The organism is Vreelandella neptunia (assembly GCF_034479615.1).
Classification (GTDB): domain Bacteria; phylum Pseudomonadota; class Gammaproteobacteria; order Pseudomonadales; family Halomonadaceae; genus Vreelandella; species Vreelandella neptunia.
Genome location: NZ_CP140255.1, coordinates 2,193,514 through 2,218,508, shown reverse-complemented (window position 1 = coordinate 2,218,508; position 24,995 = coordinate 2,193,514). Strand labels below are relative to the sequence as shown.

The 24,995-nt window shown below is 54.3% G+C and carries 24 protein-coding genes; 13 read left to right on the top strand and 11 right to left on the bottom strand.

What is annotated here, in order from left to right; genetic code table 11:
• Window positions 1-283: 283 nt before the first annotated feature.
• From metH to SR894_RS10250, 4 genes are all read left to right on the top strand, one after another.
• Window positions 284-3,979: a methionine synthase gene (metH, locus tag SR894_RS10265; RefSeq protein ID WP_133732493.1), complete on the top strand. Its 3,696-nt coding sequence runs from the start codon at window positions 284-286 to the stop codon at window positions 3,977-3,979.
• Between the two features lie 3 nt (window positions 3,980-3,982).
• On the top strand, window positions 3,983-5,308 hold the full coding sequence (locus tag SR894_RS10260; protein ID WP_133732492.1) for an MATE family efflux transporter: 1,326 nt from the start codon (window positions 3,983-3,985) through the stop codon (window positions 5,306-5,308).
• Between the two features lie 156 nt (window positions 5,309-5,464).
• Window positions 5,465-7,117, top strand: a complete 1,653-nt coding sequence (locus SR894_RS10255) for a nitrite/sulfite reductase (protein ID WP_133732491.1) — start codon at window positions 5,465-5,467, stop codon at window positions 7,115-7,117.
• Window positions 7,110-7,673 (top strand): DUF934 domain-containing protein, encoded by a 564-nt coding sequence (locus SR894_RS10250; protein ID WP_223288889.1) that lies wholly within the window; start codon window positions 7,110-7,112, stop codon window positions 7,671-7,673. Before SR894_RS10255 ends, SR894_RS10250 begins: the two co-directional genes overlap by 8 nt.
• Window positions 7,674-7,759: 86 nt before the next feature.
• Here SR894_RS10250 and smrA read toward each other — a convergent pair whose 3' ends face one another.
• Window positions 7,760-8,350, bottom strand: a complete 591-nt coding sequence (gene smrA / locus SR894_RS10245; protein WP_133732489.1) for a DNA endonuclease SmrA — start codon at window positions 8,348-8,350, stop codon at window positions 7,760-7,762.
• A gap of 220 nt (window positions 8,351-8,570) precedes the next feature.
• Between smrA and SR894_RS10240 the strand changes: the two genes are divergently transcribed.
• From SR894_RS10240 to SR894_RS10230, 3 genes are all read left to right on the top strand, one after another.
• The gene (locus tag SR894_RS10240; protein ID WP_322535540.1) at window positions 8,571-9,050 is read left to right on the top strand and encodes a gamma-glutamylcyclotransferase family protein; all 480 of its coding nucleotides are present in this window, start codon (window positions 8,571-8,573) and stop codon (window positions 9,048-9,050) included.
• Window positions 9,051-9,121: 71 nt separating this feature from the next.
• Window positions 9,122-9,745, top strand: a complete 624-nt coding sequence (gene wrbA, locus SR894_RS10235; protein WP_133732488.1) for an NAD(P)H:quinone oxidoreductase — start codon at window positions 9,122-9,124, stop codon at window positions 9,743-9,745.
• Complete coding sequence (locus SR894_RS10230) at window positions 9,742-10,131, top strand: DUF2069 domain-containing protein (protein WP_133732487.1); 390 nt, start codon at window positions 9,742-9,744, stop codon at window positions 10,129-10,131. Before wrbA ends, SR894_RS10230 begins: the two co-directional genes overlap by 4 nt.
• 1 nt (window position 10,132) lies before the next feature.
• On the opposite strand, the gene SR894_RS10225 is transcribed toward SR894_RS10230, so the two are convergent.
• A complete protein-coding gene (locus SR894_RS10225) occupies window positions 10,133-10,822 on the bottom strand; it encodes a cytochrome b/b6 domain-containing protein (protein ID WP_133732486.1) in 690 nt (229 codons plus the stop codon).
• A 234-nt stretch (window positions 10,823-11,056) separates the two neighbouring features.
• Here SR894_RS10225 and pdxH point away from each other — a divergent pair, with 234 nt between their 5' ends.
• Window positions 11,057-11,701: a pyridoxamine 5'-phosphate oxidase gene (gene pdxH / locus SR894_RS10220; RefSeq protein WP_133732485.1), complete on the top strand. Its 645-nt coding sequence runs from the start codon at window positions 11,057-11,059 to the stop codon at window positions 11,699-11,701.
• 74 nt (window positions 11,702-11,775) lie between these two features.
• On the opposite strand, the gene SR894_RS10215 is transcribed toward pdxH, so the two are convergent.
• Window positions 11,776-14,523, bottom strand: coding sequence for a bifunctional acetate--CoA ligase family protein/GNAT family N-acetyltransferase (locus SR894_RS10215; RefSeq protein WP_133732484.1), 2,748 nt, complete (start codon window positions 14,521-14,523; stop codon window positions 11,776-11,778).
• Window positions 14,524-14,626: 103 nt separating this feature from the next.
• Here SR894_RS10215 and SR894_RS10210 point away from each other — a divergent pair, with 103 nt between their 5' ends.
• Window positions 14,627-15,568 (top strand): histone deacetylase family protein, encoded by a 942-nt coding sequence (locus tag SR894_RS10210; RefSeq protein WP_133732483.1) that lies wholly within the window; start codon window positions 14,627-14,629, stop codon window positions 15,566-15,568.
• 125 nt (window positions 15,569-15,693) lie between these two features.
• Window positions 15,694-16,326 (top strand): helix-turn-helix domain-containing protein, encoded by a 633-nt coding sequence (locus tag SR894_RS10205; RefSeq protein ID WP_133732482.1) that lies wholly within the window; start codon window positions 15,694-15,696, stop codon window positions 16,324-16,326.
• A gap of 34 nt (window positions 16,327-16,360) precedes the next feature.
• Here the strand turns inward: SR894_RS10205 and SR894_RS10200 are convergent, their stop codons facing one another.
• From SR894_RS10200 to SR894_RS10180, 5 genes are all read right to left on the bottom strand, one after another.
• Window positions 16,361-16,711, bottom strand: a complete 351-nt coding sequence (locus SR894_RS10200) for a TusE/DsrC/DsvC family sulfur relay protein (protein WP_223288890.1) — start codon at window positions 16,709-16,711, stop codon at window positions 16,361-16,363.
• Between the two features lie 2 nt (window positions 16,712-16,713).
• Entirely contained in the window at window positions 16,714-17,004 is a 291-nt protein-coding gene (tusB, locus tag SR894_RS10195) for a sulfurtransferase complex subunit TusB (RefSeq protein ID WP_223288891.1), read from the bottom strand.
• Between the two features lie 18 nt (window positions 17,005-17,022).
• Complete coding sequence (gene tusC, locus SR894_RS10190; protein WP_223288892.1) at window positions 17,023-17,388, bottom strand: sulfurtransferase complex subunit TusC; 366 nt, start codon at window positions 17,386-17,388, stop codon at window positions 17,023-17,025.
• Window positions 17,389-17,398: 10 nt separating this feature from the next.
• Complete coding sequence (tusD, locus tag SR894_RS10185; RefSeq protein WP_223288893.1) at window positions 17,399-17,788, bottom strand: sulfurtransferase complex subunit TusD; 390 nt, start codon at window positions 17,786-17,788, stop codon at window positions 17,399-17,401.
• 85 nt (window positions 17,789-17,873) lie between these two features.
• Complete coding sequence (locus SR894_RS10180; protein WP_133732477.1) at window positions 17,874-18,554, bottom strand: Bax inhibitor-1/YccA family protein; 681 nt, start codon at window positions 18,552-18,554, stop codon at window positions 17,874-17,876.
• A gap of 175 nt (window positions 18,555-18,729) precedes the next feature.
• On the opposite strand from SR894_RS10180, the gene SR894_RS10175 reads away from it, so the two are divergent.
• Window positions 18,730-19,488, top strand: a complete 759-nt coding sequence (locus SR894_RS10175; protein WP_133732476.1) for a dienelactone hydrolase family protein — start codon at window positions 18,730-18,732, stop codon at window positions 19,486-19,488.
• A gap of 95 nt (window positions 19,489-19,583) precedes the next feature.
• On the opposite strand, the gene SR894_RS10170 is transcribed toward SR894_RS10175, so the two are convergent.
• Both SR894_RS10170 and SR894_RS10165 read right to left on the bottom strand, forming a co-directional pair.
• Window positions 19,584-19,754 carry a hypothetical protein gene (locus SR894_RS10170; protein ID WP_166650408.1) on the bottom strand — a complete coding sequence of 57 codons (171 nt, stop codon included), beginning with the start codon at window positions 19,752-19,754 and terminating at the stop codon, window positions 19,584-19,586.
• A gap of 142 nt (window positions 19,755-19,896) precedes the next feature.
• The gene (locus SR894_RS10165; RefSeq protein ID WP_133732475.1) at window positions 19,897-20,079 is read right to left on the bottom strand and encodes a hypothetical protein; all 183 of its coding nucleotides are present in this window, start codon (window positions 20,077-20,079) and stop codon (window positions 19,897-19,899) included.
• Window positions 20,080-20,746: 667 nt separating this feature from the next.
• On the opposite strand from SR894_RS10165, the gene SR894_RS10160 reads away from it, so the two are divergent.
• Both SR894_RS10160 and SR894_RS10155 read left to right on the top strand, forming a co-directional pair.
• Window positions 20,747-20,890 carry a hypothetical protein gene (locus SR894_RS10160; RefSeq protein WP_166650407.1) on the top strand — a complete coding sequence of 48 codons (144 nt, stop codon included), beginning with the start codon at window positions 20,747-20,749 and terminating at the stop codon, window positions 20,888-20,890.
• A gap of 216 nt (window positions 20,891-21,106) precedes the next feature.
• On the top strand, window positions 21,107-22,168 hold the full coding sequence (locus SR894_RS10155) for an ion channel (protein ID WP_133732473.1): 1,062 nt from the start codon (window positions 21,107-21,109) through the stop codon (window positions 22,166-22,168).
• Between the two features lie 69 nt (window positions 22,169-22,237).
• On the opposite strand, the gene SR894_RS10150 is transcribed toward SR894_RS10155, so the two are convergent.
• Window positions 22,238-24,970 carry an HAD-IC family P-type ATPase gene (locus SR894_RS10150; RefSeq protein ID WP_223288894.1) on the bottom strand — a complete coding sequence of 911 codons (2,733 nt, stop codon included), beginning with the start codon at window positions 24,968-24,970 and terminating at the stop codon, window positions 22,238-22,240.
• Window positions 24,971-24,995: the final 25 nt, after the last annotated feature.

Sequence of the window (24,995 nt, the reverse complement as noted above, 5' to 3'; positions counted from 1 at the left end):
CTTCCTCCCGTGGTAGTGGCGGCGCCACTTCACATGTCATTTGTGTCTATGGTAAGCAAAACAGCGCGCTGACACAATCCCGACTGTTTTAGTCGGCTATTTTAAACAGCTCTTTTTACGAGCGACTATTAATTATCTTTCCTTATCTTGCGTATAGCCTCCGTAGGGGCGCCTTTTGCCATCCCTTTTGTTATCATTATGCGCCTTATAACGACAGATGCTGCTTTTCCGACGATAACAACATCCCCTTTGACGACTGTGACGCTGGAGAACTCCCCCTGCCATGGCTGATAGTGCTTTGATCGCAACCCTCACCCAACGCCTTGCCCAACGTATCCTGATTCTGGATGGCGGCATGGGCACCATGCTGCAGAATGCCCAGTTGAGCGAGGAAGATTTTCGCGGCGAACGGTTTAGCGACTGGCCCTCGGATCTCAAAGGCAATAATGATCTGCTCGCGCTAACCTGCCCCGAAGTGGTCACGCGGATTCACCGTGACTATCTGGAAGCCGGTGCCGACATTATTGAGACCAACACCTTTAATAGCACTCAGCTGTCACAGTCTGATTACGGCATGGAATCGCTGGTGGTTGAACTCAACCGTGAATCAGCGCGCCTGGCTCGTGAGGTCTGCGACGCAGTGGCCGCTGAAACCGGCGTGCCCCGCTATGTTGCCGGTGTGTTAGGCCCCACCTCGCGCACCGCGTCGCTATCGCCGGATGTGAATGATCCCGCCAAGCGTAACGTCACCTTTGATGAGCTGCGCGAGAACTACTATGAAGCCGCCGAAGCGCTGATTGCAGGCGGTGCCGATCTGATCATGATCGAAACCATCTTCGATACGCTTAACGCCAAGGCAGCGATCTATGCCCTGGAAGAGCTGTTCGATGACCGCGGTGAGCGCTTGCCGGTAATGATCTCCGGCACCATTACCGATGCCTCGGGCCGTACGCTTTCAGGTCAAACCACCGAAGCCTTCTGGAACTCGGTACGCCATGCTCAACCGCTGTCGGTGGGTTTGAACTGTGCCCTGGGCGCTGAGGAGCTACGTCCTTACCTGGAAGAGCTCTCTACCAAAGCCGATACCTTTGTCTCCGCCCACCCCAACGCAGGGCTTCCTAACGAATTTGGTGAGTACGACCAAACACCGGAAGAGATGTCGGAGATCGTCAGCGAGTTTGCCGCCAGCGGGCTGGTCAATATCATCGGCGGCTGCTGTGGCTCCACGCCCGAGCACATTCGCGCCATTGCTGATTCTGTTCGTGATATGGCGCCCCGGGTCATTCCTGAGCGCAGCCGCGCCTGCCGCCTATCCGGCCTTGAGCCGTTCAATATTGAAGCCGACTCGTTGTTCGTCAACGTTGGCGAGCGTACCAACGTCACCGGCTCGGCGCGCTTTAAGCGCTTGATAGTAGAAGAGGACTTCACCACCGCCTTGGAAGTCGCCCTTGAGCAGGTCGAAAACGGCGCCCAGGTCATCGATATCAATATGGACGAGGGCATGCTCGAGTCCAAGGAAGCCATGGAGCGCTTCCTTAACTTGATCGCCGGCGAGCCGGATATCGCCCGGGTGCCGATTATGATCGACTCCTCCAAGTGGGAGATCATCGAAGCCGGCCTGAAGTGCGTTCAGGGCAAGGCGGTGGTGAACTCCATCTCGCTTAAAGAGGGCGAAGCCGCCTTCCGCGAACAGGCGACCAAGTGCCGCCGCTTTGGCGCTGCCATTGTCGTCATGGCCTTTGATGAAGAGGGCCAGGCAGACACCTTTGCCCGCAAAACCGAAATTTGTCAGCGCGCCTACCGCCTGCTGGTGGATGAGATTGGCTTCCCCGCAGAAGACATTATCTTTGACCCCAATATCTTTGCCATCGCCACCGGTATTGAGGAGCACAACAACTACGCGGTCGACTTTATCGAAGCGACCCAGTGGATTCGCGAAAACCTGCCCCACGCGATGATTTCTGGCGGGGTGTCTAACGTCTCTTTCTCATTCCGTGGCAACAACCCGGTGCGCGAAGCGATCCACTCGGCGTTTCTTTACCACGCCATCCGCGCAGGCCTCTCCATGGGGATCGTCAATGCAGGCCAGCTTGCTGTCTACGACGACCTCCCCGCCGAGCTACGGGATGCAGTAGAGGATGTGGTGCTCAATCGCCGCAGCGACGGCACCGAGCGCTTGCTGGATATTGCCGATAAGTATAAAGGCGACGGCAGCGGTGCCGCTAAAAAAGAGGATCTTGAGTGGCGTAGCTGGCCGGTCAATAAGCGTATTGAGCATGCGCTGGTTAAAGGTATTACGGTATATATTGAAGACGACACCGAACAGGCCCGCGCCGAAGCCGAACGCCCGATTGAGGTCATCGAAGGCCCGCTGATGGACGGTATGAATGTGGTCGGCGACCTGTTTGGTGATGGCAAAATGTTCCTGCCTCAGGTGGTTAAGTCCGCTCGGGTGATGAAACAGGCCGTGGCCTACTTGATCCCCTATATTGAGGCCGAGAAGAGCGAAGAGACCAAAGCCAAAGGCAAGATCGTGATGGCCACGGTCAAAGGCGATGTCCACGATATTGGTAAGAACATTGTTGGCGTGGTATTGCAGTGCAATAATTATGAGGTGATTGACCTTGGCGTCATGGTGCCAGCCGAAAAAATCCTTCAGGCAGCCAAGGAGCATAACGCCGATATCATCGGCCTTTCCGGGCTGATCACCCCGTCGCTGGATGAAATGGTACACGTTGCCAAAGAGATGCAGCGCCGGGGTATGGATCTACCGCTGCTGATCGGTGGTGCCACCACCTCTAAAGCGCATACCGCGGTAAAGATCGAACCGCAGTATGAGCATCCGGTGATTTATGTCACCGACGCTTCCCGGGCCGTTGGGGTAGCGGGCAAATTATTGACCCCCGCTTTAAAAACACCTTACGTCGCCGAGATCCGTGAAGAGTACGAAAAGGTTCGCGAGCGTAATGCCAAGCGCCGCCCCAAAGCGGCGGATCTTGACTACACTCAGGCGCGCAAGCGGCGTTTTCGCACCGACTGGAGCGCCCACACCCCCGCCGAGCCCAATATGCTGGGGCTAAAAACCTTCGACGACTACGACCTTGAAGAGCTGATTGAGCGCATCGACTGGACGCCCTTCTTTATGAGCTGGCAGCTCGCGGGCAAGTATCCCAAAATTCTCGACGACAAGGTCGTCGGTGAAGCCGCTCGAAACCTGTTTGAAGATGCCAAGGTCATGCTGCGTAAGCTGGTTGAAGAGAAGCGCGTTCAGGCACGCGGTGTGATTGGCCTGTGGCCCGCCAACAGCGTTGATGATGATGTCATCGAGGTGTACGCCGATGAGTCGCGCAGTGAAGTTGTCGAGCGCCTCTTCCATATCCGTCAGCAGACCACCAAAGGCCGCGACGGTATCTGCTACAGCCTGGCCGATTTTATTGCCCCCAAAGAGAGCGGCAAAGCCGACTGGATTGGCGGCTTTGCGGTCACCACCGGCCATGGGGTTGATGAACTCTCCAAAGCTTATGAGGCCGCCGGTGACGACTACAATGCGATTATGGTTCAGGCGTTGACGGATCGTCTTGCCGAGGCCTTTGCCGAGCGCATGCACGAACGGGTACGTAAAGAGTTCTGGGGCTATGTACCGGAAGAAACGCTGGACAACGATGCCCTGATCGCCGAGAAGTATCAGGGTATCCGCCCTGCCCCTGGCTACCCCGCCTGCCCGGATCACACCGAGAAAGCCACGCTATTCCGGCTGCTCAATGCCACCGAAAATACCGGTTTGGCATTGACCGAAAACTTCGCCATGTGGCCAGCGGCAGCGGTTTCCGGCTGGTACTTTGCTCATCCGCAGTCGAAGTACTTCTCTACCGGTAAGATCACCCGAGATCAGGTCGAAGCCATCGCCGCGCGTAAGCAGATGCCCCTTGAAGAAATGGAGCGCTGGCTCTCACCGGTACTTTCCTACGACCCGAGCTAATCAATGCTGTTTGTCGCTCGCCGTCACGGCAAGGTTATTCGCCTTGCCTTGCCCATCATGCTGGGCATGCTCTCCCAGAGCATGCTCAATTTGATCGATGCCGCTCTGGTGGGGCATTTAGGCGAAGTAGCGCTTGCGGGTATAGGCGTGGGCGGTTACGCGATGTTTATGCTTAGCGCTATTGTGTTTGGCCTCTCCTCCAGCGTTCAGTCACAAACCGCCCAGCGCGAGGGGGCTGCCCACAGGGAGATCGCCCATCCACTTAACGCGGGGCTGGTGATTGGGTTTGGGGTTGCTTTGCCACTGTCACTCTTGGCTTGGTGGCAAGCGCCACTGCTGATTGGCTTGATTAGCCAAGCCGACGATGTCCAAAGCGTCGCCGTAGACTACTTTCGTTGGCGGGTGGTGTCACTGGTAGCCATTGCGCTAACGCTCTGCTTTCGTGGCTACTGGAACGGTCGCCAGCATACGCATCTCTACTTGCGTATCATCGTGGCGGTTCACTTGATTAATGTGGCAGTCAGCGCGGGGTTAATCTATGGATTTGCCGGGCTACCCAAAATGGGCGCGAGCGGTGCAGGTGCGGGGACTACACTGTCGCTATTTATTGGTTTTCTTGCTTGGTGTTGGGTGAGCATTAAAAGCCCTGCTATCCAACATTTGTTAACCCATATGCCTTGCTTAGCCACCCTGCGTACCACTCTGCTACTTGCTGCCCCTCACTCTTTGCAGCAGCTTTTATTTGCAGCGGGTTATGCGGTACTTATTTGGTTACTTAGCCAATTGGGTACGGCCAGTGTCGCGGTTGGCCATGTGTTGATTAATCTTTCACTGCTGCTTATTTTGCCGGGGGTGGGGATTGGCGTTGCTGTAATGAGCTTAGTAGGTGAGGCATTAGGCCGAGATGCCCAGCACGAAGCCCACCGCTGGGGCCTGGATGCACTCCGTGTCGCCTGGCCGTTACTGCTGGTGCTGGCGCTACCCATGCTGATAGTGCCCGAGCACGTACTCGCCATTTTTTTCACCAGCAGTGAGCTAGTGGCACTGGGCAAACTCCCGTTGCAACTGACCGGTGTGATGATTGTGCTGGATGCGGCCGCTTTAGTGCTCGCCCAGGCCTTAATGGGTGCGGGCGCCCAGCGCACGGTGATGATGCTAACCCTGGGGATGCAGTGGCTGCTTTTTTTACCCTTGGCTTGGTGGGTAGGGGTCGGTTTAGACCAGGGCTTATTAGGCATCTGGCTTATGCAGTTGCTCTACCGATTGATAAACTCGGCCGGATTTTTGTGGGTGTGGCAGCGCCGCCGCTGGCTGGCCCCAGCCTTCTAACCGGCTGCTTGACCCATGGTAGGTGTTCTAAATAGCTTTTAGAGATAAAAAGATAATTATATATTCTTTTGTAGAATATGACGCCCGCGTTAAGGTGACGCTACATTAACGTCCGTCTCAACGTGACCATTTCGCTTTTTAGCAGGATCGTGCCACATGTACCGTTATGATATTCACGACCAAACCCTGGTTGATGAGCGTGTCGCTCAGTTTCGCGACCAAATGGAACGCTACCGCGCCGGGCGTTTGGGAGAAGAGGAGTTCCGCCCACTAAGGTTGCAGAACGGCCTCTATATTCAACGCCATGCGCCTATGCTTCGTATTGCCATTCCTTACGGCATGTTGGCGGGTAACCAGCTGCGTGCCCTGGCTGAGATCACCCGCCGCTACGACCGCGGTTACGGCCACTTTACCACCCGGCAAAACTTGCAGCTCAACTGGCCTGCTCTTGAAGACGTGCCGGATATTCTGGCAGATCTGGCCAAGGTACAAATGCACGCGATTCAAACCAGTGGTAACTGCATTCGTAACACCACCAGCGACCAGTTTGCCGGCATTGCCAACGATGAAGTGGAAGATCCACGCCCCTGGTGCGAATTAATCCGCCAGTGGTCGACTCTGCACCCGGAATTCGCCTATTTACCGCGCAAATTTAAAATCGCGGTCAGCGGTGCGGCCCAAGACCGCGCGGCGATTCAAGTGCACGATATTGGCCTGCGTCTATGGCACAACGCCGACGGCGAGCTGCGTGTTAAAGTGCTAGCCGGTGGCGGCCTTGGCCGTACGCCGATGATTGCAGACGTAGTACGTGAAGACTTGCCCTGGCAGCATCTGCTCACCTACCTGGAAGCCTGTGTACGGGTTTATAACCAGTTTGGACGCCGGGATAACAAGTTCAAGGCGCGGATTAAAATCCTGGTTAAAGCCCTGGGCATTGAGGAGTTCCGTCGCCGGGTCGAGGAAGAGTGGGCGCATTTGAAAGACGGCCCGCAAACGCTTAACCAAGCAGCCGTCGATGCAGCCAAAGTTCACTTCCCCGAGCCTGATCGTCGCCCGGTTGCAGAGAGCGCTAACGAAGATTTTGACCGCTTGCGTGCCGAAAACCGCAGCTTCGCGCGTTTTGTCACCAACAACGTGACCGACCATAAGGTGCCCGGCTATAAGGCCGTTACGCTGTCACTGAAACGTCGTGAGCACGCGCCTGGGGATGTCACCGCTGATCAAATGGAAGCGGTCGCAGATTTAGCCGATCGCTACAGTTTTGGTGAAGTGCGTGTCACCCACGAACAGAACCTGGTGCTTTCTGACGTACCGGTCGATGAGCTGGAAGCGCTGTGGAAAGAGCTGGAAGCTTTGGGTATGGCGAACCCCACAGTAGGCACGCTCAACGACATTATCTGCTGCCCTGGCGGCGATTACTGCAGCTTGGCCAATGCGGTCTCTATTCCCATCGCACAGGCACTGCAGGAACGCTTTGAAGATCTTGATTTCTTGTATGACCTCGGCCCGCTGGATCTGAATATCTCCGGCTGCATGAATGCCTGTGGCCACCACCATGTCGGCCATATCGGCATCCTGGGCGTGGATAAAAAAGGCGAAGAGTTCTATCAGATATCGATTGGTGGCAACTCCACTGACGATGCTTCGCTGGGTAAGATTTTAGGCCCGTCCTTTTTCCGCTCAGACGTGCCGGATGTGGTTGAAAAAGTATTGGAAGTCTATGTGTCACAGCGCCATGAGGACGAACGCTTCTTGGATACCTACCGCCGTATTGGCTTAAAACCCTTTAAGGAGCGTGTCTATGCCTAATAATCCTGTGCCTAATAAAACCGATGAGACACAAACTGAAGCGGTTGAACAGACACCGGTTCATGTCGACCACTTGATTGCTAACGGTGAGCTTGCGGCGGAAAATGCGTGGCGTGTTTCCTACGATGCGGATGCCCTGCCCGAACAGCGCCCGGCGTTTGTGCCGCTGGCGTTATGGCAGGCCAATCAGGAAGACGCTGAGCTGGCACCGCTACTCACCAGCGATACCGAGCTGACGGCGGAATTAGGCAAACAGCTTGGTAATGCCCCAGCCATCGCGATTGACTTCCCCGCCTTCACCGATGGCCGTGGCTACAGCATCGCCCGCCTGCTGCGCGAGCGCTACGGCTATAGTGGCGAAGTGCGTGCGGTGGGTGATGTTCTGGTCGATCAGTTGGAGTACATGCGCCGCTGTGGTTTTACTGCCATGGCGCTGCGCGATGACCAGCATCCAGAAGACGCCCTGCGCGCACTTAGTTTTTTCAGCGTTCGCTATCAACCCGATGTAGAAGAGCGTCAGGCGCTGTTTGAGCGCCGTTTAGCCGATAATAAGTAGACGCAGAGCGTGAATGTTATAAGCCCAAAAGGGCAGCTTCGGCTGCCCATTTTATTGGTGACTGGCTCTATTCTATTATTAAACTGTTAACCCCGCCGCTTTTGCTGGCGCTCGCGGTTATTGGCTTTGGCGCGGTCGCTTTTGCGTAGCATCACCCAGGTAGCGCCTAGCCCACCTTCCGAAGGCTGTGCGGAGACGTACGCCTGCACTTCCTCAAATTGGCTGAGCCACTTGGCAAGGTACGAACGCAGTACGTTCGCGGGACTATCAATTTCACGCCCGCGGCCATGCACTATCATAACGGAGCGTAAATCGTGGGCGTAAGCTTCTTGAATAAAGGGAAACAGCATGCGTCGGCACTCTGTTAATGGACGCCTAAGCAAGTGGAGCTGCGACTGAACGCTATAGCCACCGTGCTTTAATTTATCGACCACACCCTGCTGAATGCCCTCACGGCGATACTCCATGGGATCAAATGGGGGCAGCAGATCGACAAAGTCGTCGGACAGAAAATTGCGTGCCCCCATCTCTTCCTCTGCCCATTCCCGCCGAGCCAACTGGGATTCAGAGGGGCTTTTGCGATTAGCGCCTGGGTCAGCACGGTTTCTTGGTGGCAGCGGTTTCACATCACCGACGAGAGCACGAAAATCCAGATCATCACGAAGCGGCTGATTCATTGCAGGCTCCTTCGGCAGGTTCTAATGAGCACCCATTTTACATACATACTTCACCATCATAGCCTAGCAAACCTGGGTAGTTTGCTTAAGCAGATTCATACAGTCGATAACATAGAACTTGTCATCGTCTGCCTGGCGCGACAAGCTTAGCCTCAGTTTTTGATCGCCACTGCTCACTTTTTTACCGAGTTTTTTTACCGTACATTGCGAGGCGCCAGTTGTGATTAAAACGGTTTGGCTAAAACGCCTTTTGATTTTAAGCAGTATGGTGCTGCTCAGCCTAGCCGGATGGCTCTGGTTAACCATGCTCAGCCCGTGGTTTTATGAGCGACCCGACGACCTTCCCGCTATCGAACAGCGCACTCATCAGGTCTTTGTGTATGGCACGCTACGCTATGCCCCCGTTCGCTTAGTGGTCATGGGAAGTTTCGGCGCGCCACAAGATGCAGTGTTAGAGGGTTATCAGCGTAACGGCCTCGACCTTTCACCCCAGCCAGGGAGCAACGTTGAGGGGCTACTGCTACGAGTTGATGCCGAAGAGTTGGCTCGCCTTGATCGCTATGAGCGGCTGGGTGTGCGCTACGAGCGGATGACGGTAACCCTTGGCGATGGCACCCGCGCCTGGGTCTACCTGCGCTTGCCAGAGAGACAAAATGCATTTGTACCGCACGCGGACTCCCCAATAGCTCTGGTACCATAGACACCTTGCTAAGCCCTGATGCTAAGCCCTATTGCCAAGACAGCTTTTATGAACCCTATTCAGGAATAGTGATGAGTGAAATGACACCGTACGTTTTGGTTCTTTATTACTCGCGCTCCGGCGCGACCGCCACCATGGCGCAACAGATTGCGGCCGGCGTAGAAAGCGTGCCAGGTATTCAGGCGCGTTTACGCACAGTGGCACCAGTTTCAACGACCTGTGAAGCCGTTGACCCCGAAATTCCTGCAGAGGGTGCGGTTTACGCTGACCTGGACGACCTGCGCAACTGTAGCGCGCTGGCGTTGGGTAGCCCCACCCGGTTTGGCAACATGGCGGCACCACTAAAATATTTTATCGATTCCACCAGCAGCCTGTGGATGAACGGTGCTTTGATCGATAAACCCGCCAGTGCTTTCACCTCAACCTCCAGCCTGCACGGTGGGCAAGAGAGCACCCTACTCACTATGCTGGTGCCGCTGCTGCATCACGGCATGGTCTACGCAGGGGTTCCTTATAGTGAAACAACCTTGCTGGAGACTCAGACAGGCGGCACGCCCTATGGCGCAAGCCACTTGGCTGGAACTCGTAGCGACCGCTCGGTCGATGAGCACGAACGTGCGCTGTGTATTGCCCAGGGCAAACGGTTGGCACGCCTCGCTTTAGCGCTTCACGCCATGCGTCAGGAGGCATTATGAGGCAGTGGCTGGAAGACGTCGAAACACGCCATGGGATTGATAAGCTTACGCTTAGAAGCCGGCAGGTTGTATTAATCAGCTTCGCGGTTCTGCTGGTGTTGGTGATTTACCGCGGTTTTTTACTCCAAGACGACGAATTTAACTGGCGCCCTGTCGTAGCCTTCGTTTTGCCCCTGGTGCTGTTTTTACCCTCCATCATTGGTAAACGTGCTCGAGGCCACGCATGGCTCGCCTTTGTTAGCCTGCTCTACTTCACGCAAGGGGTGATGTTGGTCACTCTGCCTGGACAGGGCTTGCGCGGAGTTGTAGAGGCCGTTGTCGCACTAGTGCTATTTGCCGGTTGCATGGGCTATGCGCGCTTTCGCAGTCGACAGCTAAGACAATAGGTCAATAAAACCAAAGCCATAGGATAACGCCAGCGGCGATAAGTAATGCGCCCATCGCCCGTAAACGCAGCGTGGCAGCATTCAATGGCTCATTATGTTCATCGACAGGCTGCTGGCGAAAACGTTTGGTGCCTACCAACATCGCCGCTACCAGCGGTTCACCCAGCAGCCGATGTACGATCAAACCCACTAAATGCAGCCCGATCAGCACGATGAGCAGATCACTATTGAGTTGATGCAGGGTTCTAAGCTGGCTGCCTACCCCATCGCCAAATAAACCATAGAGCGGTGCTTGAAAAAAGATATCGTCACTTAAAAACAGGCCGCTCACGGCTTGAAAACTAAGCGAGAGCAGCATCAATATCACCATCCAGCCGCCCAGCGGATTATGGCTGGCATAAACGCCGGGTTGGCGCTTAAGAAGTGACTTGGAGTAGGCGACTGTTTTTGCGGGTGGATATAGAAACGTTCTAAATCTTGCATATACGCTACCCAGGGTGCCCCATAACCAACGGAACACGAGTAGCCCGATTACCACGTAGCCCGCTTGGGCGTGCACTTCAACCGGAAATAGGAAGGGCGCACCGCTAGTCTTGGTGGTATAAAAAGAGATCAATACCGCCGCCACTAATCCCCAGTGGAACAGGCGAATCCAACCATCCCACACCTCTATCGCTACCTTGTCGCGCATGGCCTGTCCTCTCAGCAGTGATGAGCCCGAAATAATGAGAGAGTTTCGCATTAATTCTGGCTTTCTCCTAGAATGCGAGACAGTTAGCCGCAATCGATAGTTACCACGCTGAGTCACAACACTGGTTAAAATGAAACAGTCAGTCACAACGCGTTTAACATCCATTGATGTCGGTCACTTGAGCTTTAAAGGCATACCAGCGAACATGGATGAAACTCCAGGGAGAAGCATTCGATGACACGTAACATAGCCGATATCAGGCGTGATTATGAAGGCGGCACGTTAGACGAGTCCCAAACACCCGACGATCCATTCGTGTTATTCGATGAGTGGTTCAGCCTAGCCCTGGAAAAAGAGGGCAAAGACGGCAACGCCATGACACTCGCCACCGTCGACAGCCAAGGCCGACCTCACGCACGGGTGGTACTGTTAAAGGGATTTGACGAGCGCGGCATGGTGTTTTTCACCAATTACCATAGCCACAAGGGCAGCGAGCTGAACAATGTGCCCTTCGCGGCCATGACTTTCTGGTGGCCTTCGCTTTCACGACAGGTACGTATTGAAGGCCCTGTTGAACAGGTCTCAGCAGACGAGTCTGATGAGTACTTTGCCAGCCGCCCCCGTGGCAGCCAATTGGGCGCTTGGATTGCGACTCAAAGCGTGGTGATTCCCGGCCGTAACTGGATCGAAGAGCGTCAAAAGCGCTTTGAACAAGCCTATGATGGCCAGGATATTCCCCGCCCGATCCACTGGGGGGGCTATCGCGTCACGCCAGAAATGATTGAGTTTTGGCAGGGCCAGCCTAGCCGCCTACACGACCGCCTGCGCTTTGAACGACGCGACGGCGGTGAATGGAGCCGCTTCCGTATGGCGCCCTAATCTCAGCAACATTTTTACGATTAAGGCCTGCGTTTTATACGCAGGCCTTATAGTTTTTAAAGCCTTCCAAATGCCTAATCCGGCAAGCTCTCAAGCCGGTGGCGTTGCCACTCGCTCTCGGGTTCGTTGAGGCGTAACACCGCATCAATCACCTGCTCTTCCATGTTGTAGCGGCATTTAAAGCCTAAGTGCTTCATCAGCGCCCGCATCGGATGGTTGTCGACCATAATTTTGCCGATCATCTCCAGGGTGCCAATATTAGTGCAGTAATCGATCATCTTCTTCATCAGCAGGCTACCAATGCCCAGACCTTGAAGGTCATCGCGAATAATGACCGAAAACTCGGTACGAATATTGTCGGGGTCGTTCCACACCCGCACCACCCCAAGCATCTCTTTACTGCCATCATCGCCTAAATATTCTGCGATAAACGCCATCTGACGGTCGTAATTGATATGTGACAGGATCGATAGGTCACGCTGGGTTAGGTTGGACTTGTTATGGAAATAGCGAAAACGAATACTCTCTTCCGAGAGTTGGCGATGGAAAGTGGTAATTAAGTGGGCATCCTCGGCACGAATAGGCCTTACTTCGACCTGCCAGCCGTTTTTCAGCGTCACCCACTCACGTAGCTCTTCAGGGTACGGCATGATCGCAAAGCGAGATGGTGTACCCAGATCCATGGCGAAATCGACGGCGACCATACCGTCACGATTCAGCAGCAGTGGATTCACTTCCAGCCCCCGAAGATCGCTTAGATCGGAGGCCATTTGCGATAGCTTGACCAGCATTTGGCACAGGTGCTGAATATCACGCTCTGGGTCGGCGGAGTGTTCACGAATTAATGAGGCGGCATGGGTTCTACCCACCACATCGGCAGCCAGGCTCATATTGAGCGGTGGCAGCGCCACCTGGCGGTCAGCAAGCACGTTGACCTTATAGCCGCCGATACCAAAGACGATAAGCGGGCCGAACACCGGATCACGGGTAATGCCGGCGCAAATCTGCATTGAGTGCTTGCCACGCTGCATGGGCTGCAAACAGTACTCACGGATCGCGTACTCGGGAAATTTCTCAGCGACCTTCTCACCGAGCTGGCGAACCCCATCCGCCACCTGTTCGGGCGTATCCAAATCCTGTAGCAAGCCCGCTGAAATTTTATGCGGGTGCTTGCGGTAGCGATAAGGGCGACAGTTGCCTTCATGAACCACTTTCAGCGCTTTGGTGCCAGGAATCTCCGCAGCGCGGGCAAGCGCTTCATCGGGGTTGGCCAAATAGACGCTGGGCGCCGTGGGAATGCCATAGGCTTCAAGCACTTGGGCGGTTTCTGAGTGGGTCAAGGTTTGCCTGCCCTGCTCTTTTGCCTGCTTAATCAGCGTACGGCACTGGGCGCGTATTTCTGGACTGGTGGAAAATGGCAGGCTTGGGGGGATCTCCTGCAGCAGCGCTTGAACGCGCTGATAAATCACCATATGCATAAACGCCTTAACGGCTTTTTCAGGTGAAATATAGGTCGGAATCCCGGCTAAATTGCAGATATGGCGAGCATTGAGTGCCTCTTTTAAGCCCATCCAACTGGTGAGCAGGTTACGGCGAAACTTTTTGCGGTTATCGATCAACGCCTGGGCTGTGACCAGCGATGGCGCCATCCGGGTAGGCGCGTGTACCACGAGCACTGCATCCACGTTGGCGTCAGCAGCGACAATCTCCAGCGCTTGAACAAACCGCTCGGGCGAGGCGTTGCCGCCCAGATCCACCGGGTTCTCCCCCGGCTTGCTCATATCGACCTCGCTACGGTGCAGCGCTGCCTGGGTTTCGGCGCTGAACTCAGCCAATTTGCCGCCCGCGCTAATCAGCTTATCGATGGCCAGCATGGCGGGACCCAAACCGTTTGACACAATGGCCAGACGATCGCCCTTGAGGGGTTTCATGCGCGACAGAGTTTCCAGCGCATCGAGCAGCTCGTCGGAGTCATCTACCCGCACAACCCCTGCCCGGGCAAAAGCGGCATCAAATACCACGTCACGGTTAGCAATCCCTGGCGTGGGCGCCATGCCGGATATATCCGATTCTGGAGTGCGGCCGCTTTTTATCGCCAGTACCAGGCGATTACGTGACGCATCACGCACGGCGGTCATAAAGTGCTGAGCGTCACTGATTCGCTCGAGGTGCAGCATAATGGCCTGGGCGGGAGAGAATTGATTAACGTAGTCGATCAGGTCAGGCAACAGTACATCGACGCTGTCACCGACAGTAATTAGGTGTGAAAAACCCACATCTCGCCCGGCGGCCCAATCGATCATGGCGTTGGCCAGCATTCCCGACTGGCCCAGATAAGCGACGCGGCCCGCTTTTACCGGTTGACTGGCGTAAGAGGCGTTTAATTTCTTACCCGGTACAATCAACCCCATGCATTCGGGGCCGAGTACTCGAATACCCGAGACACGTGCCGCACTTAACATCCGCTCGCGAATGGAGCCCTTATTACCCTTATCCCGATCCAGGTAAGCGCCGCCGGAAAGCACCAGGGCCGCTTTGACACCGTACTGCCCAAGCTTTTTAATCAGGCTAGGCACGCCTTCAATCGGCGAGCAGACCACGGCTAAGTCGGGCACTTCCGGTAGCTCGCTTACGCGACTAAAGCACGGTACGCCGAAAACCTGGGAGTAGCCTTTAAGATTGACCGCCCAGAGCGGCCCTTTAAACCCGCCCTCCTGAATGTTTCTCAGCACTAAACCGCCCAATGACGCGGGCTTTTCGGAGGCGCCAAACACCGCTAGTGTGCGAGGTTCGAAAAAATGGTGCAAAAAGCGCGTGCTCAAAATGCGTCTCCCCTGACATGAATAGCGGCTGTACGACTTATTGACACTGTCGCCCAGGCCCTGAAGGCGATTAAGGTGGCATCAATAATAATGGAGCGTTGGAATGATTACCGCCTACCTTACCCACCCAGACTGCTCATTGCACCATATGGGGCCCGAGCATCCTGAAAGCCCCCAGCGTCTGGAGGCCATTCGCGCTCGCCTATCGCTTGCAGGGTTATTACAGCAAACCATGCAGGCCGATGCCAAGGAAGCCTGCGAGGAGGCTCTTTCCAGAGTACACCCCTTGCGTCATTTGCGCTCCCTGGATAAGTGTTTGCCCACCGAGGGCATCGTTACGCTAGATAGCGATACCATGATGAACCCTGACAGCCTGCAAGCAGCCCGGGTTGCCGCGGGAGCGGTTATCCGTGGGGTAGACCAGGTGTTTAAGCGTCAGGCGGATAACGTCTTTTGTGCGGTTAGGCCACCCGGCCACCACGCGGAAGCCAGCGATGCGATGGGATTCTGTTTTTACAATAATATCGCCGTGGGGGCGGCCCATGCGCGAGCCAAATACGGTGCCAAACGTATCGCTATTTTGGATTTCGACGTGCATCAGTGCAATGGCACCATCGATATCTTTAAAAACGATCCCGAGGTGCTTATTTGCACCAGCTTCCAGTATCCGTTCTACCCGTGGCGTTATCTGCGCAGCGAGTGGCAAAACGTTGTGAATACCCCGCTGGAAGTGGGCACCGATGGCCCAGAGTTCCGGCGCATCATCGAAAACCACTGGCTACCTGCCCTGCACGCCTTTAAACCTGACTTGGTGATGCTCTCCGCGGGTTTCGACGCTCACCGTGACGACCCTATGGGTGATATCTGTTTAGAGGATGAAGACTTCTACTGGATTACCCATCTAGCCATGGAGATCGCCACCCTGTATGCCGATAACCGCATTGTATCGGTGCTTGAAGGGGGCTATAACCCGAAGTCGCTAGCGAGTGGCGTTGAGGCGCATCTAAAAGCGCTTTTGGGGCTACCGTTTGCTGAAGTGCCCTAGTAAATAGGCATCAGCGCACTTGCCTCTGTCGGCCGTTCTTAGCCGCTTCTTTGCTGTGATATCATGTCCGTTTACGCGCGCCTATAGACACGCACCGTTAGACAACGCAGCCAATGTGACGACCTATGACCGCTACGACTGAAGAGCATGCCGCGCTGCGTATTGCATCGGGAAGCAAACCCTTTGTTGAGCCGCTGCGTTTAGGCGAGCGGCTCAAACAGATTCGTCTCGCTAATCAGTGGACTTTGGAAGAGGTTAGCCAACGCACGGGCCTTGCCCGTTCAACGCTCTCTAAAATTGAGAACGATCAAGTCTCACCCACCTTTAGCGTAGTCCAAAAACTCACTACTGGGCTCAACATCGACCTGCCGCAATTACTTACGCCCCCAAAACGGGAGCGTTACACCATGGGGCGGCGCGATTTGACCCGTAAAGGCAAAGGACAACTGCACCCCACTCCTACCTACGAGCACGAGTTATTGGGCCATCAACTCGCCCAAAAACGCATGATTCCCTTCAAGACCATCGTAAGGGCACGCAGTTTTGACGAATATCACCAATGGGTACGCCATGATGGTGAAGAGTTTTTGATGGTGCTGCATGGCGACATTATGCTCTACACCGAATTTTACGCCCCGTTAGTGCTAGCTGAGGGCGACAGCATCTATTTTGATAGTGATATGGGGCACGCCTTGGTATCCACCAGCCCAGAGGATGCCGTTGTTTTGTCGGTCTGTACACGCGGTGATGTGGCCTAAGGCTGTTTGCAAACCGGCGAGCTATTCACAGGGGTTATAGGCAGTTGGTGGGCTTCGGTAAACCGGCCAGGCGTGCGATCCGCTTTGCCGGACTGCCGGGGAAGAGCTGCATCAGGTAAATAGAACGCCCTTTTTCATCACCCAGTGCGTTTTTAGTTGCTTTCACCAGCGGCCGCATCGCCGGTGCCATTTCGTAACGCTGATAAAACGCCCTCACTACGTCGATGACTTCCCAGTGCTCAGCGGTAAGCGTTAAGCCCTCTTCTTCCGCCATTAAACAAGCAACGGATTCGTCCCACTGTGACTGATTAACAAGATATCCTTCTGTGTCTAGCGGATATCTGTTTTGCGAATCAAGATAACGGTATATTTTTGTCTCTGACATGCCTAGTACCAAGTAACTGCCTTTTCATACTGCTCAGTCAGCGCTACAAAGCCATCCACCTCTAGCGTGGGCAGCTCATTATCCGCGGCTATGTTTGTAAGCCCGCGGCTTACAAGGTCTTCCGATAGAAGGAATATGCGCGACTGACACTGCTGCCATGCCTCCCAGGTGGGATCTAGCGCAGCTGTAACGGCTTCTTCGATCAGCAGCACGGCATCCTGCCCCCCTATCGCTTGCTGCATTTGAGTGGATGCACTGCTGTCAGGCGCTTTGGTGAGGATGTGTAGAATCATAATGACGCTCACTTGGCCCTAGAAATTAAGTATCTTGGAATGTTGCTGCAAAATCCCAGGAACTTCCTGCTCGGTTATCATAGTAACGCCCCCTACCAGAGCGTCGGCGGATAGATACATCCCTTGCAGCGCCCCTTCGGTCACCCAAAGCTTGTCAATATCGTACATTTCCAACATATCAATGGTGGGCAGCGTGGCTTTTTGGCCCGGTGCGCCACTGCCCTGCTCTTTCAGCAGTGCCATTATACCCTGTCCCATAAACAGCAGATGCACGGGCTGGCCAAAGGCAGCCGCGACCAATGCGGCATCTAATCCTTCACGTAGCCAGTTTGAGCTATGTGGTGCGTGGCGAACTATCACTAATAGCGCATCAGGTGTTGCCATTAGCACTCCTTTAAGCAAACGTGATCAGACGATCAGTGCGTTGCTGCAGCTCAAGCAGTTGCCCAAGCCCGGTCAACTCGAAAGGCGGGGCTACATTAAAGGCCTGCTTGCCGTGTCGCTGCGCTTCTGATTCGCTCATCAACCCACGCCGCAACGCTGCGGCAATACAGACATCCAATTGAACCCCGTGCTGCTGGCTCAGTTCAGCCCAGGCCTCACTAAGATTGAGCTCATCCTGGGGGGGGGCCATCAACGAAGAGGCATTATGAACGCCGTCGTGATAGAAAAAAACACCCGTAATTTGATGTCCACGCGCTAGAACGGCATGAGCAAAACGCAATGCAGAGTGAGGAGCTGGGCTGCTATACGGCGCCCCCATCACCAATAAGCCGTACTGCATGATCTTAATACCTGATAACGGTTACCCTAAAAAAAGACAGGCCCTATCAAATAGGGCCTGTCATATCGTCTATCGCTTACTCGGATCAATCGTTACTCATAATACCCAAAATCGACAACAGGCTAACGAACAGGTTGTAGATGGATACGTAGAGCGTCACCGTGGCGAGAATGTAGTTCGTTTCGCCAGCGCGGTGAATTATCTCACTGGTTTGATACAGAATGGCTGCTGAAGCAAACAGCACAAAGCCTGCTGATACCATCAATGAAAGCGCCGGAATTTGGAAGAAGAACCCAGCCACCATGGCCAGAATCAACACAATGGCGCCCGCCATCAAGAAGTTGCTCAAAAAGCTAAAGTCTTTCTTGGTGGTTAACGCTACCGCTGAAAGACCTACAAACGTCAGACCGGTCATGGCCAACGCGTTCATAATCAACGCACCGCCATTAGGCAGGGTCAGGTAGGCAGAGAGAATCGGCCCAAGCGTAAAGCCCATAAAGCCGGTGAAGGCGAACGTTGCCAATAAGCCAGCCGCGGAGTTGGCGGTTTTATGTACCAGGAACATTAAGCCGTAGGCACCAATCAAGAACACGAAGATGTTCATTTGTTGGATACCGAGGGCCACAGCAGCACCCGCAGTGACTGCTGAGAACAGCAGCGTCATTGCCAGTAGCGCGTAGGTGTTACGCAACACCTTGTTAGTGCTAACACTGTTGGCAACGCCACTCGACTGAGGACGTGCCGTACGTAAATCGTTGTAAGCCATGTGTTCATGCTCCCTAAATGGTATTTCCAACAACTGACAAGCATGCCGTTACCGAGTTCCAGACGCAAGCCTTTGTCTATTTCACACAGACCTCTTCGTAAATGGTTATTCAACGTTGAACCAGCTCAGCGAGCATTGTCTATGCTTGTTGGACACTTCTTTGGACACCAAAAACATGAAAAAAATTCTACTCCCTGCCAGCGCATTAGCACTTTTTACGCTGGCACTGCCTGCAATGGCGTTCTCCCCTGCTGGAGAAAATATTGCCTATAGCGTGAATGACGAGGATTTTCAGGGCTATTTTATTTCTGCGGGTGACAATACAAAAGGCAGCGTACTAATCGTTCATGACTGGGACGGGCTGGATGATTATGAGCGCCAGCGTGCTGATATGTTGGCCGATGAAGGCTACGACGTATTTGCCGTGGATCTATATGGTAAAGGCAACCGCCCCCAAGCAGTCGAAGATAAGCGCGCCGCAACCAATCGACTCTACCAAGACAGAGAACGCATGCGGGCCCTGACCTTGGGTGGTTTAGCCCAGGCAAGAGAGCAAGGTGCTGCCGGGCAAACGGTCATCATGGGTTACTGCTTTGGTGGCGCCGTAGCGCTAGAGATCGCCCGCTCCGGTGAAGCCGACAATATAGCAGCGTACACCAGCTTTCACGGTGGTCTAACAACCCCCGATGGCCAGTCTTACTCAAGTGAAACCGCACCTATCTTTATCGCCCACGGCGGTGCCGACACTGCGGTTAGCTTAGAGGACGTTGCCACCCTGGCTGAGGAGTTAGAAACCGCAGGTGTGACCTATGAAGTCGGTATCTATTCCGGCGCTCCCCACGCTTTCAGCGTGTTTGGCAGCGATGCGTATCACGAACGCGCCGACAAACGCTCTTGGGCAGCCTTTAATACTTGGCTGGATGAAATGCTTTAAAACAAATACCCCTAGCTTTGCCAGGCGCTGCTAGGGGTATTGAAAATTCAATTTAGCTAATGCGTACTTAAAACCTGTATTTAGTTGGCGACTAATCAGCTTTGCGCTTCTTCTTCGTCTTCTTTTTCATCTTTATGCGGCGTAACGGTGGTCAGCGCCGTTTGACGTGCATCTTGAGGAGAATTGTAGAGACGAGCGTCAACCAAATGCAGAACCGCCAATTGCGCAAACAACACCGCAAAACAGACGATCAAACCTTTCAACATGGCGGCATATCCAGAGAGGGAGGGGCTAACATCCGCATATTAGCCGATCGCTAGCCAAACACAATGTATTTTATGCGCCTGAAAATACCTTGTTCTAAAGCGTTGAATAGCACGCAGAGCAGCAGCTCAGACCATGCCGCGGCTAATCCTTAACGGATACCTTGCGCAAGTCCTCAATCGTTACCCCCTCGGGTAAATCTGATTCCTCCGCGGGCAACCATACGGGAGAAAGATCGCTATCTTCTCGGCCATCGTCATACTGATGGCCTGGAATGCGGTAAACGATCTGACTGTGGTGGTGATCCCATGCGAATACACGATCCATATGCTTATCCTAGAAAAAAGAAAGTCGTAACTATGACATGCGCGTATAGCATGATGTTCCGTCACATGTCTTATACCTATTAAGTTAAATGCCGAAAGGACTATTGCTGACAAGGGGTTGCCAATCAAAACCCTCGTTGCCCTTTTCCTGCTCACCTTTATACTTGCCGGGTGTAGCTCAGGCCCCACCTCAACAAGAATCGCTGACTGCCGCTAACTAGCTGAGTAGGCTAGCGACACCATGTGTCGATGGCGACTGCATACGCGGCACCCAGGTGAACAAAGCGGGAGGGGTAGTTTTAATACTTTTTTGTTGATTTTGCTGGAAAAATGACAGGTGATGGCTTGAAAGAACCTCATGGCGGTAAAGACCCACAGGAGGCCCTGCGCGCCAGGCTCAAGAAAAGCTTATTAGAACGTAGGGCTTCAGCCCACCGCCGTAAAATCGGCGCTCGAGCAACGCGTCAGCAGTTCTTAGAAGCTACTCGGAACGTGGGGGTTATTGTTGTTGCTACCTGCTTCACTGCTGGCTGGGTAGTCACCAACCCCAGCCTAAATACCGATAACGTTTGGCTTGGCGTGGGGCTAGGTATAATATTGATTTTTGTAGGGTCGTTCGGCTATGGTTATATAGAGCGCGATAAAACCTCAGATGAGGATGATAGGCTATGAATGAACTTATTCTTGCTGGAATGTTGATGAGCCTAGCGGTTGTGTCCGGGGGTATGGTGTGGAGTCAGCACCGCGAGCATCATGGTAAAAAATCGCTAACCGATAGCGTATTTTCCTGGCTCTCCAAACGCTTTGCTTGATGAATTCAGTTCATAAATATGAAAGGGTCGCGAATAGCGGCCCTTTTGTTTGTTCAGAGTACGTTGTCAGGCATGCCTTGTCCCCAGCTCATTCTTCATTTTAGCAAGGGTTATCCGGAGCGAAGGAAACCCACTCACCATTTAGTATGAACACCAAATCATCAACTTCCATGCCAAGTAAATTAGGCTGGTACACCACCACCGTAAGAGACCGCTATGCCTGTTATTCAGCGACTGCTCCGCGTCCTTAAAGCGTCGACGCTACAAATTTCGTGGACATTCCTTCTACTTATTGTGCTCGCACATATGGGCACCGCCTGGGTACTTTTTTCTCTGGTCGGCGAAGCGATGGCCGACTCCCTTACCGATTGGGTTTATTTTTACGTGGTCGTCTCCAGCACCGTAGGTTTCGGTGATTTCAGCCCGACAACCATAGCTGGCGAGTGGATCGCCTCGCTCTACCTCATTCCAGGCGGCATTTCTCTATTTGCCGCTTTAATCGGTAAAGCCACTGTCACCCTTTCAAATTTTTGGAGACTACAGATGCAAGGAAAAGGCGATTTTAGCCACCTATCCGGCCACACCCTCGTCATTGGCTGGCACGGCGAAACCACAGAACGCATTTTGGACATTCTCAAAGCTGATAAAGGCCTACCTGATGAAGTCGTGCTCTGCGTAACCAAAGAGATGAGTAACCCACGCCCGGCGGATTTGAAATTTATCAAAGGGGAGAGTTTCTCCAATGCCGAGCTTCTCAAGCGAGCCGGGGTTGAGAGCGCCAGCCGCATCATCATCTACGACACGAGTGATGACCGAGTTGCTACCGTCGCGCTGAGTGCCTACAGCCTTAAAGCAAAAAACGCCCATATCGTCGCCCACTGCGCCAATCCCGACACCGCAGCAATGTTGCGGCGCACCTTGCCAGGCATCGAATGTACCCAAGCCTTAGCGTTGGAAATGCTGGTAAGGTCAGCCTCTGATGCAGGAATTTCACGGGTCGTCAACGAACTACTCGCGGTTGATCGTGGCGCTACCCAATACCAAACCAGGTTAAACCAGCCGCCTGCCGGAGCCACCTTCGGCGACTTATTTATGCAAGCGAAAAAGGTATGCAATGCCACCGTGCTTGGTCTTGCCAACAGCAGCGATGACAGCGAAGGCAGCATGTTGAATCCAGACACCCAGCGTCCACTGCAGGATGGTGACATTATTTACTACATGGCCAATACACGCCTTTCACAGCAACAGTTGAGTGAGCTACTCACCGCAGAAAGTTAAAAAAGTGAGGTGAGCCGTTTTTCATGAATTAAACGGGCCTGCCCTCTTGGAGGGCAGGCCTTTGCTTGCTCACAGCCCCAGCCAACCCGTCCTACGCACCAGAGTCTTCTCAACTTCCAGCACTATCATCATGGCGATACCGATAGCGATGATTAACACCCCGTCCGCAATACCTAGCGGCCGAGTATCGAACAGGCGATGCATAACCGGCAGAAACGTGAATGCTAGCTGAGCAAAGACGACCATAGAGACCGCTATTAACACGGCGGGGGTTCCAAGCACTCCTCGCCAGTTAAAGGAGGTCATGTGCAGATAGCGCACGTTGAAAAGATAGAACACTTGCAGCACCACGATGGTATTAACTACCAAGGTGCGGCTCATGGCTAGCTCATCCCCTCGGCCAAGCGAATAGAAGAAAATACCCAGTACTGCCATCAGGAACAAGAACGACACCAACCCGATGCGCCAGACCAGAAAGGGCGTCAGCAAGCCCTGCCCTGCAGGCCGCGGCCGACGCTGCATAACATTCGGTTCGGCTCCCTCAAACGCCAGCGACAACCCTAGTGTGACGCCAGTGATAAGGTTGATCCACAGGATCTGCACGGCTGACATCGGCATAGCGAAATTAAACAGAATCGCGGCAATGACCGCTAATACTTGGCCCCCATTGGTCGGCAACGTCCAAGCCGTCACTTTACGAATATTGTCGTAGACCACTCGGCCTTCATTCACGGCGGCCACAATGGAGGCAAAGTTATCGTCGAGCAGAACCATCTGCGACGCCTCTTTTGCCGCATCGGTGCCTTTATGCCCCATACCAACACCGACGTTCGCCTGCTTTAACGAAGGTGCATCATTAACGCCATCGCCGGTCATCGCCACTATGGCGCCGGTCGATTGCAGCGCTCGAACAATTCGCAGTTTGTGTTCAGGGTTGGTTCGGGCAAAAACACTGGTCTCGGTAACGATGTCAGGCAGATCGCTATCGGCAATGTCATCGAGTTCACGCCCCGTTAGTACGTGCGGGTCGTCATCGAGCCCCAACTGACGAGCAATAGCCGCTGCCGTCGCGGCGTGATCGCCGGTAATCATTTTCACCATAATGCCGGCGGAGTGGCACTCTTTAATGGCGGCCATTGCCTCCTCCCGCGGCGGGTCGATAAAACCTATTAAGCCAACAAAAACCAACTTGTCATCAAGGTCAGCAAACGTTAGCTTGTGGGTACCGGACGGCAGCCGCTTAGTCGCTAAGCCGAGCACCCGTTCCCCCTGAGCAGCCGCCTCTGCGATGCGTGCCGTCCAGGCATCCCGTTCCAGCGACCTACTTCCCTCTCCATCCGCCTGAAGGGAGCATAGTTGCAACAGTTCGTCTGGGGCACCTTTGACGAAAATACGCGCCCCCTCCGATGCATGGCCGTTGAGCGTGGCCATAAAGCGATGTTTGGCATCGAAAGGAATCTCATCAAGGCGGTGCCACTCATGCCGAGTAGACTCGGGTTCCAGGCCAGCCTTAATAGCCAACGCCACCAGCGCCCCTTCCATGGGGTCGCCAATCACATGCCACTCTCCGTCGGTATTGCTCAACTGGGCATCGTTACACAGCAGTCCGGCCAGGATCAGGCTGTCGATATCCGTTGGCCGTGTATCCTCCACGTTAGCCGCTGTCTCCGCTGTCAGTCGCCCTTCCGGTACATAGCCAGACCCGGATACCATCATTCGGCCGCTGGAGGCTTCCAGCCGACGCACGGTCATCTCGTTGCGCGTTAGTGTGCCGGTCTTGTCGGAGCAGATAACCGATGTAGCCCCCAGCGTCTCCACCGCAGGAAGCTGCCGAATAGCGGCGTTGCGCCGTGCCATACGCTGCACGCCGATAGCGAGCGTGATGGTAATAACGGCGGGCAGGCCTTCGGGGATCGCCGCAACGGCCAAGGCCACAACGGCAATGAGCGCCTCCGACCAGACATGGCCGCGTACCAGCACCGCAAAGGCAAACAGAACAACCGTCACGGCCAACGTGACCCAGGTAAACTGCGTTCCGAAGCGATTGATCTGCTGTAGTAGTGGCGTGGTCAGTGGTTGAACATCACGCAGCATGGTACTGATTCGTCCGATTTCAGTATCGCTACCGGTGGCCACCACCACCCCTGTCGCCTGCCCAGTGGCCACCAGCGTGCCGGAATACGCCATGGAGTGACAATCGCCCAGCGCAGCCTCTTTTGGGGCCGGTGAAACCCGCTTTTCTGCAGCCACCGACTCGCCGGTCAGGATAGCCTCCTCAATTCGCAGTGAGCTGGCACGGATAAGACGCAAATCTGCAGGCACTCGATCTCCTGCCTCCAAGGATACGATGTCGCCCAGAACGATCTCATCGACGGGCACTTCGACGTGCTTCCCTTCTCTGACTAGATGAGCGTGCGGAGCGATAAGGTTACGGATTGCATTCAGCGCTTTTTCCGCCTTGCCTTCCTGTACAAAACCGACCACTGCATTAACCAAGACCACCGCAACAATGACCGACGCATCGACAAAATGCCCTAGCAACGAGGCTGCGATGGCCGCCGCCAAAAGGAAATAGATCAGTGCATTATGAAAATGAGCGAGAAAGCGAAGCAGCGGGTGTCGGCCAGCTACTGCCGGTAACTGGTTACGCCCATACTGCTCCAAGCGCTTGGCAGCTTCATCTACTGTCAGCCCCGATAGCGAAGTCTCCAAGTCCGCAAGGACATCATCGGCATGCCTTGCGTGAACCTGCAAAGACGGGCTTTCTGATGATAAATCGGTATCGGCAGTAGGTGTGTCCATACTGTCTCCCTAGCAAGCGAAAATA

Bases quoted from the DNA above. Each gene is read 5' to 3' on its own strand.
- metH (WP_133732493.1), top strand. From the start codon at position 284: ATGGCTGATAGTGCTTTGATCGCAACCCTCACCCAACGCCTTGCCCAA.
- SR894_RS10260 (WP_133732492.1), top strand. From the start codon at position 3,983: ATGCTGTTTGTCGCTCGCCGTCACGGCAAGGTTATTCGCCTTGCCTTG.
- SR894_RS10255 (WP_133732491.1), top strand. From the start codon at position 5,465: ATGTACCGTTATGATATTCACGACCAAACCCTGGTTGATGAGCGTGTC.
- SR894_RS10250 (WP_223288889.1), top strand. From the start codon at position 7,110: ATGCCTAATAATCCTGTGCCTAATAAAACCGATGAGACACAAACTGAA.
- smrA (WP_133732489.1), bottom strand. From the start codon at position 8,350: ATGAATCAGCCGCTTCGTGATGATCTGGATTTTCGTGCTCTCGTCGGT.
- wrbA (WP_133732488.1), top strand. From the start codon at position 9,122: ATGAGTGAAATGACACCGTACGTTTTGGTTCTTTATTACTCGCGCTCC.
- SR894_RS10230 (WP_133732487.1), top strand. From the start codon at position 9,742: ATGAGGCAGTGGCTGGAAGACGTCGAAACACGCCATGGGATTGATAAG.
- SR894_RS10225 (WP_133732486.1), bottom strand. From the start codon at position 10,822: ATGCGCGACAAGGTAGCGATAGAGGTGTGGGATGGTTGGATTCGCCTG.
- pdxH (WP_133732485.1), top strand. From the start codon at position 11,057: ATGACACGTAACATAGCCGATATCAGGCGTGATTATGAAGGCGGCACG.
- SR894_RS10210 (WP_133732483.1), top strand. From the start codon at position 14,627: ATGATTACCGCCTACCTTACCCACCCAGACTGCTCATTGCACCATATG.
- SR894_RS10205 (WP_133732482.1), top strand. From the start codon at position 15,694: ATGACCGCTACGACTGAAGAGCATGCCGCGCTGCGTATTGCATCGGGA.
- SR894_RS10200 (WP_223288890.1), bottom strand. From the start codon at position 16,711: ATGTCAGAGACAAAAATATACCGTTATCTTGATTCGCAAAACAGATAT.
- tusB (WP_223288891.1), bottom strand. From the start codon at position 17,004: ATGATTCTACACATCCTCACCAAAGCGCCTGACAGCAGTGCATCCACT.
- tusC (WP_223288892.1), bottom strand. From the start codon at position 17,388: ATGGCAACACCTGATGCGCTATTAGTGATAGTTCGCCACGCACCACAT.
- tusD (WP_223288893.1), bottom strand. From the start codon at position 17,788: ATGCAGTACGGCTTATTGGTGATGGGGGCGCCGTATAGCAGCCCAGCT.
- SR894_RS10180 (WP_133732477.1), bottom strand. From the start codon at position 18,554: ATGGCTTACAACGATTTACGTACGGCACGTCCTCAGTCGAGTGGCGTT.
- SR894_RS10175 (WP_133732476.1), top strand. From the start codon at position 18,730: ATGAAAAAAATTCTACTCCCTGCCAGCGCATTAGCACTTTTTACGCTG.
- SR894_RS10170 (WP_166650408.1), bottom strand. From the start codon at position 19,754: ATGTTGAAAGGTTTGATCGTCTGTTTTGCGGTGTTGTTTGCGCAATTG.
- SR894_RS10165 (WP_133732475.1), bottom strand. From the start codon at position 20,079: ATGGATCGTGTATTCGCATGGGATCACCACCACAGTCAGATCGTTTAC.
- SR894_RS10160 (WP_166650407.1), top strand. From the start codon at position 20,747: ATGAATGAACTTATTCTTGCTGGAATGTTGATGAGCCTAGCGGTTGTG.
- SR894_RS10155 (WP_133732473.1), top strand. From the start codon at position 21,107: ATGCCTGTTATTCAGCGACTGCTCCGCGTCCTTAAAGCGTCGACGCTA.
- SR894_RS10150 (WP_223288894.1), bottom strand. From the start codon at position 24,970: ATGGACACACCTACTGCCGATACCGATTTATCATCAGAAAGCCCGTCT.